Genomic DNA, 15936 nt, shown 5'->3' with positions numbered 1-15936 from the left:
CTCCGTGGACGAGCTGCTCCACCGCGTCAGAACACGACTGGCCATCCGTGCCCACCGCAAAGTGCGCGGGATGCTCGACGGTGAATACGTCTCGCTCTTCCACGGCAAGAGCCTCGACTTCGACGACCTCCGCGCCTACACCCCCGGCGACGACGTCAAGGACATCGACTGGAAAGCCACCGCACGGGTCGGTTCACCGCTGACGAAGCGGTACATCGCCACGAGAAAGCAGGCGGTGCTCCTCGTCGTCGACACCGGGCGGGACTTCGCCGCGATCGCGGAGGGTGGGATGCCCAAACGCGACATCGCGGTCCTCGCCGCAGGAGTGATCGGATACCTCGCCGTCCGCCACGGCGACCACGTCGGCCTCGTGGCCGGCGACGCAGACACCACGGAGTACGTCCCGCTCCGCGGAACGGAGTCGCACCTGGAGAGGCTGCTCCGGGTGATCCACGCACGCACGAGCCTGAGCGCCGGACCCAGCAGCCTGATGGCCCAGCTCGAGTACGTGCGGCGCACCTTCCGCCGCCGGATGCTCCTCATCGTGCTCGCCGACGACGGCGCGATCGCCGCCGGTCGCGAGGAGGAGCTGCGCCTGGTCCGGCGGCTGCACGCCCAGCATGAGATCCTCTGGATCACCATCGGCGACGCCGATCCCACCCTCGCCGACTACGCCGACCGCAACATGATCGACGTCGCCGACGGCCGGGAGCTTCCGCCGTTCCTGCGCAGGGACAGCGCCCTCCGCGCGGACTTCGCGACCGCCGTGGCGACCCGCACCGCGGCATCCGCAGAGCTGCTCGACCGGATCGGGATCTCCAGCCGCCGCATCACGAGCGACGACGACGTCGTGCCCGGCCTGTTCCGCCTGCTGGAGGTGCACAACCATGCCCGGCGTTGACAGCTTCTACCCGCCGACGATGTACGCGCCGATCTGGGCGATTTTGGGCGGCGTGCTCCTGGCGCTGGTCGTGGCCTGGTACCTCTTCGTCTGGTGGTGGTCGAAACGCAAACACCGGATGCCGGAGGCGCCCGCCGGTGCCAATCCGGTCCTCGACGCGTCGCGGTTGAAGAACAAGTACTACGACCTCATCGAGGAGGTGGAGGAGGCCTGGCGCGCCGAAGAACTGAGCACGAGGGCAGCCCACCAGAAACTGGGCACGCTGGTGCGGTTCTTCGTCTTCGAGTCCAGCGGCTTCAAGGCCCAGGTCATGACCCTCGACGACCTCAACCAGGCGAACCTCCGCTCGGTCGCGGACGCCGTCGAACAGTATTACCCGGCCGAGTTCGCGGCCGTCGAACAGGGTGACCTGCCCTACTCAGCCGATGTCGCCCGTGAGCTGGTGGGCACGTGGAACTGATCTACTGGTGGCTGCCGCTCGTCTGGCTGGTCGCGACCGCCGGTGTCATCGGCCTCGCGCTGTGGCTCCGCGCGCGACGGCGAGCCCGCACCCTTCCCGACGCCGTGCCCGTCGCGCACTCCGACCGGCTCACCGAACTCCCGGCATACCGCGCCGCGCTCGCCCGGTACCGTGCCGTCCTGTACGGCGCCGTCGTCGTGCTCTCCGTCGTGCTGATCGCTGCCGTGGTGATGAGTTCCCGCCTGGTCAGCATCAGCAGCTACCAGCCGGAGATGCGCAACCGCGACATCGTGCTCTGCCTCGACGTCTCGGGCTCGATGATCGACTACGACGCCGCGATCGTGCGGACCTTCCGTGAACTGGTCGACGAATTCGACGGCGAACGCATCGGGCTGGTGCTCTTCAACGCCTCCGCGGTCACCTACTTCCCGCTGACCAACGACTACCGGTTCGTGCGCGAGCAACTCGATCACCTGGAGACCGACCTGTCGTCGCCGCTCTCCGACTACGAATTCATCAACGGCACCCTCCTCGGCGAAGGCTCGTCGCTCATCGGAGACGGTCTCGGCTCCTGCGTCATGCGCTTCGACGATCTGCAGCAGGAACGGTCGCGTTCGATCGTGCTCGCCACCGACAACTATGTCGCCGGTGATCCAATCCTGACCCTGCCAGAAGCGGGTGATTTCGCGACCGAGAACAACGTTCGGGTCTACGGCATCAACCCCGGCGATGTGGAAAGCAAGGACTACATCGCCGAGTTCGCCGACGAAATGAAATCGGTCGTGCTCGGCACAGACGGCGGTTACTTCGCCCTCGCCGATCCGTCGGCGATCCCGTCGATCGTCGACGGGATCGAAGCGCAGCAGACCACAAGGCTGACCGGGGAGCCCATCCTGGTGCGCACCGACGAGCCCACCTTGCCCTTCCTGCTCAGCGTTCTCGGCACCGCGTTGATCATGTATTTCGGTTGGAGGCTCAAGCGATGACGTTCTCACCGCTCCTCCCGGTCGGGATGCTCGTGGTCGTCCTGGGCGCGCTCGCCGCGTTCGCGATCGTGCAGTTCGCGAAGGCACCGAGAAGGCCGGGCTCCTGGCACTGGTTGATCCGGCTGGGCATGGTTCTCCTTCTGTTCGGACTCGCGCTCCGCCCCGGCCTGCCCACGAACCTCCGGCCGCCCACCGCCTCCGGCAACGTCGACGTCTACTTCGTCGTCGACACGACGAGCAGCATGGCCGCCGAAGACTACGGCCCCGCAGGCGACCCCCGCCTCGTCGGGGTGCGCGCCGACATCGAGGCCATCGCCGAGGAGCTCGTGGGCGCCCGGTTCTCGCTGATCACCTTCGACGCCGAGACGGTGCAGCGGATGCCGCTGACCTCGGACACGTCCGCCCTCGTCTCGGGCGCGAAGGCGTTGAACCAGGAGGTGACGGCGTACTCCGGGGGCAGCAGCATTTCTGCCCCGGCCGGGTTCCTCGCTGAGCGGCTGGCCGGAGACGCCGAACAGTTCCCCGACCGCGTCCGCGTGCTGTACTACCTCGGTGACGGCGAACAGACCGTCGCCGAAGTCCCGGCCTCTTTCGAACCCGTCGGAACGTTCGTCGACGAAGGAGCGGTGCTCGGCTACGGCACGGAGGCCGGTGGTCGCATGAAGCAGTTCAACGGGTACGACGACGGGGGAGAGGACCGGCCGTACATCACCTGGTTCAGCGACTCAGGTGAACAGGAGGCGGTGTCCCGGATCGATGAGGCGGCGCTGGGCTCCATCGCCGCGCAACTCGGTGTCGACTACCTGCACAGGACCGTGGGCGAACCCATCGACGAAGCCGTCGTCGGCATAACCGTGACCAACGTCAGCGCCGAGAGCCGGCCGGTCGTCGACACCCCTGAGTTCTACTGGATCTTCGCCATCGGGTTCGGGATGCTGGCACTCATCGAAATCGGCAGCCTCGCGGTTGCCCTCCGCGACCTGCGCCGGCTGGAAGGGGCGCGAGATGCTGGTTAAGTCGACGGCCTCCGTGAAGCGGACCCGGTGGAGGATGTTCCTGTTCTCCCTCCCTCTCGTGCTCCTCGCCCTGTTCGCGGCCTGGAAGCTGTTCAGCATGCCGCTTCTCGCGCAGCGGAGCATCGACGCGTACGAGAAAGGGAATTTCGAACGGAGCGTCGAGGTCTCCGATTCGCTGATGTTCCTCAACATCGCTGAGGACTGGATTCCGTACTTCAACCGGGGCACAGCCCATGCCGCCGCCCAGTCCTACTCACACGCCACCGATGACCTCGCCCAGGCGCTCGAGAGGGCGCCGGACGATCGCCGCTGCGACGTGCGGGTGAACCTCGCCCTCGCCTGGGAGCGGCAGGGCGACTCCTACTTCGAGGCCGGTTTTTTCGCCGGGGCGACGCAGCTCTACGAAACAGCGAAGGCGGTGCTCGACGCCGGGGCAGACGAGGGTTGCTTCGTGCAACAGCCGCCGGAGGAGGAGCAACAGCCGCAGCCTGACGACTCGCAGCCGCCGCAGCCCGACGGCGAAACCAGTGAGCGTCTGCAGGAGGCCGACGAACGGGTCACGGAGAAACTGCGCCAGAGCGAACAGCAGGAGGGCGAGCAGCAACCGGATGCCGGCCCTGGCGAGCCCGAGGAAGAGAACAGCGACGGGGGAGGCGGCAAGGTCGACCAGCTGAAGGAGCGCAGCGACGAAGCCGAACAGGAGAAGCAGAACCAGGACTCCACCCAGCGCGGACAGGACGGTGGCGGGAACTACGTCGAGAAGCCGTGGTGAGCGTGACGCGGCGGGGGAGGCCTCTTGCCGGCGATAGCATGGACGAATGGTTACGCGCCTCACAAACTTTTTTCTGAAGACCCTCCGTGAAGACCCCGCAGACGCCGAGGTGATCAGCCACCGCCTCCTCGTGCGGGCCGGATACATCCGGCGGCAGGCGCCCGGCATCTTCGCCTGGCTGCCGCTCGGCCTTCGGGTGAAGAGCAAGATCGAGCGCATCGTCCACGAGGAGATGACCCGAGCCGGTGCCCATGAGGTCCACTTCCCGGCCCTGCTGCCGCGCGAGCCTTACGAGATCACCGGCCGGTGGGACGAGTACGGCGACGGGCTGTTCCGGCTGAAGGACCGCAAGGGCAGCGACATGCTTCTCGCGCCGACCCACGAGGAGGCCTTCGCTCTCCTGGTCAAGGACCTGTACTCCTCGTACAAGGAACTTCCCCTGTCGATCTACCAGATCCAGGACAAGTACCGCGACGAAGCGCGGCCGCGGGCCGGCCTGCTGCGCGGCCGCGAATTCACCATGAAGGATGCCTACTCTTTCGACCACACAGATGCCGGCCTCGAGCTCAGCTACCAGGCGCAGCGCGACGCCTACGAGCGCATCTTCACCCGTCTCGGACTCGAGTACGTCATCGTCGCGGCCGACGCCGGGGCGATGGGCGGCTCGAAGAGCGAAGAGTTCCTGCACCCGACAGCGGTCGGCGAAGACACCTTCGTGCGCTCCGCCGGGGGGTACGCGGCCAACGTCGAAGCCTGGACCACCGAAGCGCCCCCGGCGATCCCGATCGACGGGCAGGCGGATGCGCGCGTGCTGGACACCCCGGACACTCCCACCATCCAGACCCTTGTCGACCTCGCCAATGCCGAGCACCCGCGGGAGGACGGCGTCGCCTGGACGGCCGCCGACACTCTCAAGAACGTGGTCCTCTCGGTGAAGGCGCTGGACGGAACCCGGGAACTGGTCATCATCGGACTTCCCGGCGACCGCGACGTCGACCTCAAGCGCGCTGAGGTCGCTTTCGCCCCCGGCGAGATCGAAGCGGCGACCGAGGCCGACTTCGCCAAGCACCCCGGACTGGTCAAGGGTTACATCGGGCCGTGGGGCAGCGACGGAGCCGTGCTCGGCGAGAAGTCTGCCACCGGCATCCGTTATCTCCTCGACCCCCGCGTCGTCGACGGCACGAGCTGGATCACGGGCGCCAACGCTGACGGCAAGCACGTCTTCGGGCTCGTTGCCGGCCGCGACTTCGTCGGGGACGGAATCGCTGAGGTCGCCGAGGTCCGTGCAGGAGACCCTGCGCCCGACGGTTCCGGCCCGGTGGAACTCGCGCGCGGCATGGAGATCGGGCACGTGTTCCAGCTCGGCCGCAAGTACGCGGAGGCGCTCGGCCTCAAGGTTCTCAATGAGAACGGCAAGCTCGTGACGGTGACGATGGGCTCGTACGGAATCGGGATCACCCGGGTGCTCGCGATCATCGCCGAATTGAACAACGACGAGAACGGCCTGATCTGGCCTGAGACAGTCGCCCCGTTCGACGTGCATGTGGTGGCCACCGGCCGCGACGCGGCGGTATTCGAAGCGGCCGAGTCCGTCGTCGCCGACCTGGAGGCATCCGGGTTCGATGTGCTGTTCGACGACCGCCCGAAGGTGTCGCCCGGCGTGAAGTTCAGCGACGCCGAACTGCTCGGCATTCCGAAGATCGTCATCGCCGGCCGCGGAGTCGCCGAGGGACTGGTCGAGCTCTGGGACCGCCGCACGGGCGAGCGCACCCCGGTGCCGATCGCCGAGGCGGCCGCTGCGCTGAAGGGCTGACCCGGTCGCTCCCCGAAACGATCATCCCGCCGTGCTCGGACAAAAGCGGTGGAAAGTCCTCGCGCAGTTCAGCCGGTTCTGCCCGAGCAGGGGTGCCAACAGCCGTCTGTGTCCGAGCAGACGGGCTTGGGGCGGTCATCGCGGGCGCGGAGGCGCCCGCAGTGGTGACGGATGCCGACAGGGTCGGGTAAGTTAGAAGATCGATCCGCCAGTGCAGAAGTGGCGGTGGCAGCTGAATAGAGGGGTACCCCGGTGGACATCGATCTCAACGTACTGAAGATGATGGAGCGGGAAAAAGAGATCCCATTCGATGAGCTCGTCGAGATCATCGAACAGGCGATTCGCACCGCGTATGTGAAGAGCCAGACCGAACCCGGTGAGGCCGAACCCGAGGTCCGCGTCGAACTCAACCGCAAGACCGGCCACGTCGCCGTTCTCGTGCCCGAACTCGACGACGAGGGCGTTGTGATCGGCGAAGCCGAATCGACCCCGGAGGACTTCGGCCGGATCGCCGCCTTCGCGGCGAAGCAGGTCATCAACCAGCGACTCCGCGACCTCGCCGACGACGCGATCCTGGGCGAGTTCAAGGGACGCGAAGGCGACATCGTCGCGGGCGTCGTGCAACAGGGACCCAACCCGCGCATGGTGCACATCGACCTCGGCACCATCGAGGGAATCATGCCCCCTGAGGAGCAGGTGCCGGGCGAGGAGTACCGCCACGGCGCGCGCATCCGCGTCTACGTCACGAGCGTGTCGAAGGGCATGAAGGGCCCGCAGATCACCCTGTCGCGCACCCACCCGTCGCTCGTCCGCAAGCTGTTCGCCCTCGAGGTTCCCGAGATCGCCTCCGGCGTCGTCGAGATCGTCTCGCTCGCCCGCGAAGCCGGCCACCGCACCAAGATCGCCGTGCGCGCCAACGACCCGAGCGTCAACGCCAAGGGCGCCTGCATCGGCGAACTCGGCCGCCGCGTGCGCGCCGTGACCGAGGAGCTCGGCAACGAGAAGATCGACATCGTCGATTACTCGCCGAACCTCGCCACGTTCGTCGCCAACGCGCTGTCGCCCGCGAAGGTCACCAGCTCGTTCATCCTCGACGAGTCGACGAAGGCCGTGCGGGCGCTCGTCCCCGACTACCAGCTCTCACTGGCGATCGGCAAGGAAGGGCAGAACGCCCGCCTCGCCGCGAAGCTCACCGGCGCGAAGATCGACATCCAGCCGGACAGCATCCTCGAAGACGACTAAGACTTCGGAACGTGCCGATTTGAGGGGATGCTAGGATGGAACCTGTTAGAACGTGCGTCGGATGCCGAACGCGCGCCGACAGGTCCTCCCTGCTGAGGGTCGTGGTCCGGGATTTCGAGCTTGTGGCGGACACCGCCGCAGTTTTACCCGGTCGAGGTGCGTGGCTGCATCCGCAAATCCAGTGTTACCAACTCGCAGTGAAGCGGCGGGCCTTCGGGCGTGCCCTTCGCAACAGCGGGAAGCTCGACACGGCAGCACTAGAAAATTCAGTACGAGAGAACAGGCTGAACGGCTAATGGACAACTAATGAGCGGCTCGAAATGAGACCCGTCCGTAATTAACGGTCCGCCCTGTCTGGGTGGACCCAGACAGGAGAATAGTGGCTGGAAAACCACGCGTACACGAGATCGCTTCTGAGCTCGGTGTCGACAGCAAGGTAGCCCTTGCAAAGCTGAAGGAATTGGGCGAGTTCGTCAAGTCGCCCTCTTCGACCATTGAACCCCCGGTGGCACGGAAGCTTCGTGCTGCCCTCCAGGCAGACGGCGCCAAGCCCGCTGCGGATGCCCCGGCGGCACCGGCGACGAAGTCGCCCGCGAAGCCCGGCTCACGCCCGGCCCCTGCACCCGCTCCCGCCCCGGCGCCCGCTCCTGCACCCGCTCCGGCGGCACAGGCTGCTCCGGTCGCTGAGACACCTGCGGCACCTGTCGCAGAGGCCCCCGCTGCACCTGCGCCCGCCGTAGAGCCAGCAGCACCGGCTGCTGCCGCACCCGCTGCCCCGGCAGCGGACACCGGCTCAGCAGACAAGCCAGCCAGCCCGGGCGGACCCCGCCCGGGAGCGCCGCGCCCCGGGAACAACCCGTTCGCCAGCGCCCAGGGCATGGGACACCGCCCGACCGGCACCCCGCGCCCCGGCAACAACCCGTTCGCCAGTGCACAGGGCATGGGCCAGCGCCCGGCGGCAACGCCGAGCCCGAGCAACATCCCGCGTCCGCAGGCACCCCGCCCCGGCGCTCCTCGCCCCGGCGCGCCCCGCCCGGGCGGACCCGGCCAGCGTCCAGGCGGCGCAGGCGGCTTCCAGCGCCCCGGTGGCGCAGGTCGTCCGGCCGGCGCAGGCGGCTTCCAGCGTCCGGGTGCCCCGGCAGCCGGTGGCTTCCAGCGTCCAGGCGGCGCACCGGCAGGCGCACCGGGCTCGAACTTCGGCCCGAACCGCCCCGCAGGCGGCGGCGGTCGTGGTCGTGGCCCCGGTGGCGGAACAGCCGGCGCGTTCGGTCGCGGTGGCGGCAAGAGCAAGTCACGCAAGTCGAAGCGGGCCAAGAGGCAGGAATTCGAGCTCAGGGAAGCTCCGTCGCTTGGCGGCGTGAGTGTTCCCCGCGGTGACGGAACGACGATCGTCCGTCTCCGTCGTGGAGCCTCCATCTCGGACTTCGCCGACAAAATCGACGCCAGCCCCGGAAACCTCGTCACCGTGCTGTTCCACCTCGGTGAAATGGCGACGGCGACGGAGTCCCTCGACGAGGCGACCTTCGGTATCCTCGGTGAAGAACTCGGTTACCGGATCCTCATCGTCTCTCCTGAGGAGGAGGACCGCGAGCTTCTCGAAGGCTTCTCGATCGACCTCGACCAAGAGCTCGAAGACGAAACGGACGAGGACCTCGAGATCCGTCCGCCCGTCGTCACGGTCATGGGTCACGTCGACCACGGTAAGACCCGACTGCTCGACGCCATCCGGAACGCCAACGTCGTCGCCGGCGAGGCCGGTGGCATCACCCAGCACATCGGTGCGTACCAGGTCGTTGCCGAGCACGAAGGCATCGAACGCCCCATCACCTTCATCGACACCCCGGGCCACGAGGCGTTCACCGCCATGCGTGCCCGTGGTGCGCAGGTCACCGACATCGCGATCCTCGTGGTCGCGGCCGACGACGGCATCATGCCCCAGACGATCGAGGCGCTCAACCACGCACAGGCAGCCAACGTGCCGATCGTGGTCGCGGTGAACAAGATCGACAAGGACACCGCCAACCCGCAGAAAGTGCGCCAGCAGCTCACCGAATACGGCCTCGTCGCCGAAGAGTACGGCGGAGACGTCATGTTCGTCGACGTGTCGGCTCGCAACAACATCAACATCAAGGAACTCCTTGACGCTGTGCTGTTGACGGCGGATGCCGGACTCGACATGCGCGCCAACCCGAACAAGGACGCCCGCGGTGTCGCGATCGAAGCGAAGCTCGACAAGGGTCGCGGTGCGGTTGCAACCGTGCTGATCCAGTCGGGAACGCTGAAGGTCGGAGACCCGATCGTCGCCGGTACGGCTTACGGCCGTGTTCGTGCGATGGCCGACGAGAACGGCGACGCGGTTGAATTCGCGACCCCGTCACGTCCGGTCCAGGTCCAGGGCCTCTCGTCGGTGCCTCGCGCCGGTGACACCTTCCTCGTCACGGACGATGACCGCACCGCCCGTCAGATCGCTGAGAAGCGTGAAGCAGCGGAGCGCAACGCCCAGCTGGCGAAGTCCCGCAAGCGCATCAGCCTTGAGGACTTCACCCGCGCACTCGAAGAGGGCAAGGTCGAGTCGCTCAACCTCATCATCAAGGGTGACGTCTCCGGTGCCGTTGAGGCACTCGAGGAGTCGCTGCTCAAGATCGAGATCGACGACAGCGTGCAGCTGCGCATCATCCACCGCGGTGTCGGTGCGATCACGGAGTCGGACGTCAACCTGGCGACCATCGACAACGCGATCATCATCGGCTTCAACGTGCGCCCCGACCCGAAGGCTCGGGAACGTGCGGCACGCGAAGGCGTCGACATCCGGTTCTACTCGGTCATCTACAACGCCATCGACGATGTGGAAGCAAGCCTCACCGGCATGCTCAAGCCTGAGTACGAAGAGATCCAGTCCGGTGTCGCCGAGATCCGCGAGGTGTTCCGTTCCTCGAAGTTCGGCAACATCGCCGGTGTCATCGTGCGCTCCGGAACGATCACCAGGAACGCCCGGGCGCGGGTCATCCGCGACGGCGTCGTGGTGGGCGACAACCTGGCCATCGAATCGCTGCGTCGTTTCAAGGACGACGTCACCGAGGTCCGCACGGACTTCGAAGCCGGTATCGGCCTCGGCAAGTTCAACGACATCCAGATCGGTGACGAGATCGAGACCACTGAGATGAAAGAGAAGCCTCGGGTCTAGGCTCTCGACGGCTGCGGCGGTCTCTTCGGAGGCCGCCGCGGCCGGCACCCCGGGAAGAACATTCCCACGGACCCCTTTCGGGTCCCTGGCCGAAGGAGAACATCATGGGCGAGAACCCACGAGCACGAAAACTGGCCGACCGCATCCAGGAAGTCATCGCGAAGCGCATCGAGCGCGGCATGCGTGACCCCCGGCTCGGATTCGTCACCATCACCGACGTCCGCGTCACCGGTGACCTTCAGCACGCCAGCATCTTCTACACGGTGTACGGCTCAGACGAGGAACGCGCCGACACAGCCCGTGCCCTCGAAGCGGCGAAGGGGATGCTGCGCAGCGAGGTGGGCAAGAACATCACCGCCAGGCTGACCCCGAGCCTCGAATTCATCCACGACGCGCTCCCGGAGAACGCCAAACACCTCGACGAGCTGCTGGCCCAGGCCCGCGAGCGGGACGAGTCGATCGAAGCCCTCAAGTCGACGGCCACCTACGCCGGCGACGAGGACCCGTACGTCAAGCCGCGCGTGATCGCGGACGACGAGAACTAAGAACGCACGCCTGCAGGGCTGCGTGGTGCCTCAGGGCAGCACGTAGCCCTGTTCTCGTTTCACGGCAAGGCCGTCGGCGAGGAGACCGGCCAGCGCGCGGTCGCGCTGCGGAGCATCCGGCCACAGCGAATCGATCTCGACGCTCGACACCGGGATGTGAGCCGCGCGCAGCTCGGCCATGATCAGGCCGCGCACATGGCGGTCGCTGCCCTCGTACTTCTTCTGCAGAGGCTTGCGTTTGCCTTCGAACGGCGGGTAGCCGGCCAGTCGCCAGGCGCAGGCATCCGCGATCGGACAGGCATCGCAGCGCGGGTTTCGTGCCGTGCAGACGATCGCGCCGAGTTCCATGATGCCCGCGTTGAACGCGTGCGCATCGGTCAGGTTCTCGGGCAGCAGCACCTCGAGCGCCGCGAGGTCGCGTCGCGACGAGGGCGGACCGGGCTCACCGTCGCCGTCCACCGCCCGGGCGAGGACGCGCCGGGTGTTCGTGTCGACGACCGGGTGCCTGGCGCCGTACGCGAACACGGCCACGGCACGCGCGGTGTAATCCCCGACCCCCGACAGCGACAGCAGTGCGTCGACGTCGTTGGGGACAAGCCCGCCGTGCCGCTCGGTGATCTCCACGGCCGCCGAGTGCAACCACAAAGCCCGCCGCGGGTAGCCGAGGTTCGCCCACGCCCGCACCGCCTCACCCGCGGGGACAGCTGCGAGGTCCGCGGGGGTCGGCCAGCGCTCCAGCCACTCCGCCAGGCGGGGGATCACCCGAGTGACCGGAGTCTGTTGCAGCATGAACTCCGAGACCAGCGTTCCCCAGGCAGGAAAACCCGGTTCCCGCCACGGCAGGGCGCGGCCGGACTCGGCGAACCACCCGATGATCCGGGCGGCAAGGGCTGGGGTTGTGCGCATCGAATCCAGCGTAGGCGACCGCCAGCCCCTCCTTCACCTGCGAAATCCCGCGGGGTAGGCTCGGTGCCATGAGACTCGTCACGACACCCCGGGTCGACCTCCTGCGCGACCTGAGGGCCGAGATCCTGCACAACTACCGTGTCGGCCGGATACTCATCGCCGTCGACGGCATCAGCGGCTCCGGCACGGCGGCGTTCGCCGACGACCTGGCCGAGGTGTTCCGCGAGGACGACCGCTCCGTGTTCCGGGCCTCCATCGACGACTTCCACCGGCCGCGCGAGGAACGGTTCGCCCGGGGCCGCGACTCCGGCGAAGGCTACTATTCCGATTCGTTCGACTACTCCCTGTTCCGGCGCGTGCTGATCGAACCGTTCCGGATGGCGGGGAGCGTCGGATTCCAGCTCCTCGGGTTCGATGAGGAACGGAACGTGGGGGAGGAGGCGCGCTGGGTGACCGGCCCGAAGGACGCGTTCCTGATCGTCGACGGCGTGTTCCTTCACCGCCCTGAGCTGCGCGGACTCTGGCACTACTCCATCTGGCTCGACGTGCCCGTCGACGAGGCGTACCGGCGCCTGCAGAAGTCGATCGGTGCGGACCCGCGCCCGGATGCCTCGTCCAACGCCCGTTACGTCGGCGGGCAGTCGCTCTACACCGTCGATGCCGCGCCCCGCGGGCAGGCCTCGGTGGTGATCGACAACGCCGATGAGGCGCACCCGACCCGGATGTTCCTCGACAGCTGCTGACCGGCATCCGCCCCGGTTGTTGCGGCCAGGTCACCCGTTCCGGACCAAAGCATCCGGCGCGCCGGGTGTTCTCGACCGCAACGGATGACGTCGCGGCCGGGGGAGCCGCTCGGGCACCCCAATGGCATCTGCCCGATGCCCTTGACGCGCGTGCCCATCGGGTGGACTCTTGAGCATCGTGGACGCTGGCGAAGGAGCGAGCTCATGAAAGCAATCGATCGAGTCGGAGCGTTCAGCGGAGCGGCGTACGTGCTGCTCGCCAACCTCAGTGCCGCGCTGGTGGGGGTGGGACCCGAGGGTGCGGAGTCTCCCGGCCAGCGGGTCCTCGATGAGTCGCAGAGAATCGCCGAGAACCCGTGGGCGCGCCTCTCGCTTGCTCTGGTGGTTCTCGCGACGATGGCCTTCATGATGTTCGTCGGCTATCTGTGCTCGCTGGTGCGGAACGCCGGGTGGCTGGCGACGACGGCGCTCGTTGGAGGGATCCTGGCGATCATGGCGAACCTCGCCTCCATGACCATCGTGTTCACGATAGCGGCCCTGCGGGACGACCTCTCACCTGAGGTGGCCCGGGTTCTGGAAACCGGTGATGGAGCCGGGCACCTGGCACAACTTCTGTCCTACGGAGTGTTCGCGTTCTTCGCCTCCGCTGCGGCGCTGGTGACCCGAATGCTCGGACGGGTGCTGAGCTGGGCCGGCATGGCTGTCGGCGCCACGAGCATTGTCGTCCTCGCCGCGAGCGGGCTTCCGGCGAGCGACGAATTCTTCCTCTGGCCGTTCCTTCTCGTCATCCTGTGGATTGTTGTGATCAGCCTCCGGCTCGGCTTCGCCCGGAACCGGAAAACAGGACAGCCGGTCCGCGACACGTCGTCTGTCGAAGGCGTGAACTGACGGCCGGGTCACCCGTTCCGGACCAAAACACCCGGCGCGCCGGGTGCTCTCGACCGCAACGGATGACTTCGCGGCTCAGCCAGGCAGACGCTCCAGCACCTCACGGGGCGACAGGAACCGCCCGGACTCCTCGACCTCATGCACGAGCGCGGTCAGCACCTCGTTCACCGGCGCCCGGAACCCGGCCAGCCTCGCCTCTCGCACGACGGCCCCGTTGAGATAGTCGATCTCGGTGCGCTGGCCGCGTTTGAGCGACTGCAGCGTCGAACCGGGATTCGGCACCGAGCCCATGCGGGCCGCGAACCGCAACGGCAGCACCTGCCCGAGAACGATCGGCAGCCGGGCGAACAGCCTCAGGTTGCGGTCGCTGAGGCCCTGCAGGGACCCGAATCGGATGCCGCGGGCGATCCCCGCGCGCACCGCCTCCCGCATGCTCCTGGTCATCACCCGTCGAAGCCCGCGGTGGCCGATGACCTCCTGCACGCTGAGGCCGGTGATCGCGGGGAGGGCGTTCAGCTGGTTGACGACGAGCTTGGTCCACTGGGCGCCGACGAAGTTGGGGAGCGCCTCCACCGGCAACGCTTCGCCGAGCACGGCGGCAAAGCGCAGGACCTCGGCGTCGGGCGCTCCCGAGCCGCGGCCGAGGTACGTCGTCGCGGGTGTGGTCACCGTGACCGACCCCGGCTCGAGGTACGACGCGGCGATGATCGACAGTGCCCCGAAACACGACGACTCCGGCAGCGCCTCGCTCGCGGTCCGCACCCCGTCGAGCCCGTTCTGCACGACGAGCACCGGGATGCCGCCGAGAGCGCCGCCGTGTTCGGCGAGCGCCGCGGGGGCGTCCTGCGCCTTCACGGTGAGGAGCGCGAGGTCGACGGGCCCGGAAAGCGTCGGGACGGCGACGAGGCGGGTCGTCCGCCAGTCGCCGAAACCGCCGGACAGCCGGAGACCGGATGCCGTGACCGCCGCCAGCTGCGCCCCCCGTGCCACAAGGATCACCTCGTGCCCGGCTTTGTCGAGCAGTGCGGCAAAGGTGCAGCCGAGTGCCCCAGCCCCGATCACGGCGATTCGCATCCTGCCAGCCTACGATCCTTCGCAGGCGCGTCGACGCCGCATCCGCTGTGGGAAGATGGTCTGTCGTCGAAGCGCAAGAGTTGGAGTGCAGTGAGTTCCGGAATTCTGCTCGTGGACAAACCCCAGGGGATCACCAGCCACGACGTCGTCGCCCGCACGCGCCGGCTCGCCGGAACCCGCAGGGTTGGCCACGCCGGCACCCTCGACCCGATGGCCACAGGGCTGCTCATCCTCGGGGTCAACGCTTCCACCCGGCTGCTGACCTACGTGGTCGGTCTCGACAAGGAGTACCTGGCGACGATCCGGCTCGGCTCGACGACCACCACCGACGACGCCGAGGGAGACCTCGTGAACACCGCCTCGCCGGATGCCGTCTCCGCGGCCTCCGAAGCAGCGATCGCGGCAGGCGTCCACGCGCTCACCGGCGCGATCAGCCAGGTTCCTTCGAGCGTCAGCGCCATCAAGGTCGACGGAAAGCGCGCATACGCCCTCGTGCGTTCCGGTGAAGAGGTCGTTCTGAAATCCCGCCCGGTGACGGTGTCATCCTTCGATGTCCTCGAACGACGGGATGCCGCGGGCACGATCGACCTGGACGTCCGGGTCGTGTGTTCCTCGGGCACCTACATCCGCGCCCTCGCACGCGATCTCGGTTCCGCCCTCGGCATCGGCGGTCACCTCACCGCGCTGCGCCGCACCCGCATCGGTCCGTTCGACATCGCCGACGCGTCGAGGCTCGCCGAGCTGGACGTGGCCGCCAGCCTGCTCCCGCCCGCCGCCGCGGCATCCGCTCTCTTTCCCCCGGTTGCCCTGACCGAAGCGCAGGCCGTCGACCTCGGTCACGGAAAACGCGTCGACGCAGCCGGGCTCGGCGACCTCGACGAACCGGGACCTGACGGCCTCTACGCGGCGGTCGCCCCGAACAACCACCTCGTCGGCCTGCTCCGCATCACCGACGGCGTCGCGAAGAGCGCCGTGAACTTTCCGCCCGACGAGGCGACGGATGCCGCGGGCGGGCCGGGCGCATGATCGTCTGGTTCACGGCGGTCCAGGTCGCCGTCGCCGTCCTCGCCGGGCTGCTCTGCGTCGTCCTCGGCCTGGCCGGCCGAAAGCCGAGCGACCTCAGCCTCGGCGCCCTCGCCCTCGTCGAACTGCTTCTGCTCGTGCAGCTGGGAGTCGCGATTCTCGCGCCGGCGATGGGTAACGAGCCCGTGGGTAACATGCTCGAGTTCTACACCTACCTGATCTCCGCCCTGATCCTTCCGCCCGCCGCAGCCTTCTGGGCGCTCGTCGACCGCAGCAGGTGGAGCACGGTGATCCTCGGAACCGCCGCCCTGGCGATCGCCGTCATGGTCTACCGGATGCAGCAGATCTGGACCACCCCGCTCGGCTGACCGGCCGGCCGTGGC

Annotated in this window: 16 protein-coding genes; 14 read left to right on the top strand and 2 right to left on the bottom strand. The window is 67.7% G+C overall.

Translation table 11 applies throughout. The annotated features are described in order from the left end of the window. Positions 1-4: 4 nt before the first annotated feature. The 10 genes from ABIE24_RS13205 (at position 5) to rbfA (ending at position 10919) form a co-directional block, all read left to right on the top strand. Positions 5-901 (top strand): DUF58 domain-containing protein, encoded by an 897-nt coding sequence (locus tag ABIE24_RS13205; RefSeq protein WP_354500394.1) that lies wholly within the window; start codon positions 5-7, stop codon positions 899-901. After that, on the top strand, positions 888-1361 hold the full coding sequence (locus ABIE24_RS13200; protein WP_354500392.1) for a hypothetical protein: 474 nt from the start codon (positions 888-890) through the stop codon (positions 1359-1361). The genes ABIE24_RS13205 and ABIE24_RS13200 overlap by 14 nt, the downstream gene beginning before the upstream one ends. Then, positions 1352-2347 (top strand): VWA domain-containing protein, encoded by a 996-nt coding sequence (locus ABIE24_RS13195; protein WP_354500390.1) that lies wholly within the window; start codon positions 1352-1354, stop codon positions 2345-2347. Before ABIE24_RS13200 ends, ABIE24_RS13195 begins: the two co-directional genes overlap by 10 nt. Continuing rightward, positions 2344-3363 carry a VWA domain-containing protein gene (locus ABIE24_RS13190; protein ID WP_354500388.1) on the top strand — a complete coding sequence of 340 codons (1020 nt, stop codon included), beginning with the start codon at positions 2344-2346 and terminating at the stop codon, positions 3361-3363. The genes ABIE24_RS13195 and ABIE24_RS13190 overlap by 4 nt, the downstream gene beginning before the upstream one ends. Beyond that, positions 3353-4135 (top strand): tetratricopeptide repeat protein, encoded by a 783-nt coding sequence (locus ABIE24_RS13185; RefSeq protein ID WP_354500386.1) that lies wholly within the window; start codon positions 3353-3355, stop codon positions 4133-4135. Before ABIE24_RS13190 ends, ABIE24_RS13185 begins: the two co-directional genes overlap by 11 nt. Positions 4136-4181: 46 nt before the next feature. Beyond that, positions 4182-5948, top strand: coding sequence for a proline--tRNA ligase (locus ABIE24_RS13180; RefSeq protein WP_354500384.1), 1767 nt, complete (start codon positions 4182-4184; stop codon positions 5946-5948). 252 nt (positions 5949-6200) lie between these two features. After that, positions 6201-7190 (top strand): transcription termination factor NusA, encoded by a 990-nt coding sequence (gene nusA, locus ABIE24_RS13175; protein ID WP_354500382.1) that lies wholly within the window; start codon positions 6201-6203, stop codon positions 7188-7190. 35 nt (positions 7191-7225) lie between these two features. After that, positions 7226-7486: a YlxR family protein gene (locus ABIE24_RS13170; RefSeq protein WP_354500380.1), complete on the top strand. Its 261-nt coding sequence runs from the start codon at positions 7226-7228 to the stop codon at positions 7484-7486. An 83-nt stretch (positions 7487-7569) separates the two neighbouring features. Beyond that, positions 7570-10374 (top strand): translation initiation factor IF-2, encoded by a 2805-nt coding sequence (gene infB, locus ABIE24_RS13165; RefSeq protein ID WP_354500378.1) that lies wholly within the window; start codon positions 7570-7572, stop codon positions 10372-10374. A gap of 104 nt (positions 10375-10478) precedes the next feature. Beyond that, positions 10479-10919 (top strand): 30S ribosome-binding factor RbfA, encoded by a 441-nt coding sequence (gene rbfA / locus ABIE24_RS13160; RefSeq protein WP_354500376.1) that lies wholly within the window; start codon positions 10479-10481, stop codon positions 10917-10919. 30 nt (positions 10920-10949) lie between these two features. On the opposite strand, the gene ABIE24_RS13155 is transcribed toward rbfA, so the two are convergent. Beyond that, positions 10950-11825 (bottom strand): iron-sulfur binding domain-containing protein, encoded by an 876-nt coding sequence (locus ABIE24_RS13155; protein WP_354500374.1) that lies wholly within the window; start codon positions 11823-11825, stop codon positions 10950-10952. 68 nt (positions 11826-11893) lie between these two features. Between ABIE24_RS13155 and ABIE24_RS13150 the strand changes: the two genes are divergently transcribed. Then, on the top strand, positions 11894-12568 hold the full coding sequence (locus tag ABIE24_RS13150; RefSeq protein ID WP_354500372.1) for a nucleoside/nucleotide kinase family protein: 675 nt from the start codon (positions 11894-11896) through the stop codon (positions 12566-12568). Between the two features lie 204 nt (positions 12569-12772). Then, entirely contained in the window at positions 12773-13456 is a 684-nt protein-coding gene (locus tag ABIE24_RS13145; protein ID WP_354500370.1) for a hypothetical protein, read from the top strand. Between the two features lie 75 nt (positions 13457-13531). Here ABIE24_RS13145 and ABIE24_RS13140 read toward each other — a convergent pair whose 3' ends face one another. Then, on the bottom strand, positions 13532-14530 hold the full coding sequence (locus tag ABIE24_RS13140) for a ketopantoate reductase family protein (RefSeq protein ID WP_354500368.1): 999 nt from the start codon (positions 14528-14530) through the stop codon (positions 13532-13534). 90 nt (positions 14531-14620) lie between these two features. Here ABIE24_RS13140 and truB point away from each other — a divergent pair, with 90 nt between their 5' ends. Both truB and ABIE24_RS13130 read left to right on the top strand, forming a co-directional pair. After that, a complete protein-coding gene (gene truB / locus ABIE24_RS13135; protein WP_354500366.1) occupies positions 14621-15556 on the top strand; it encodes a tRNA pseudouridine(55) synthase TruB in 936 nt (311 codons plus the stop codon). Continuing rightward, positions 15553-15921, top strand: a complete 369-nt coding sequence (locus ABIE24_RS13130; protein ID WP_354500365.1) for a hypothetical protein — start codon at positions 15553-15555, stop codon at positions 15919-15921. The genes truB and ABIE24_RS13130 overlap by 4 nt, the downstream gene beginning before the upstream one ends. Positions 15922-15936 lie beyond the last annotated feature (15 nt).

The organism is Mycetocola sp. 2940 (genome assembly GCF_040548835.1).
Taxonomy (GTDB): domain Bacteria; phylum Actinomycetota; class Actinomycetes; order Actinomycetales; family Microbacteriaceae; genus Mycetocola_A.
This window is presented reverse-complemented; position numbering and strand designations above follow the sequence as displayed.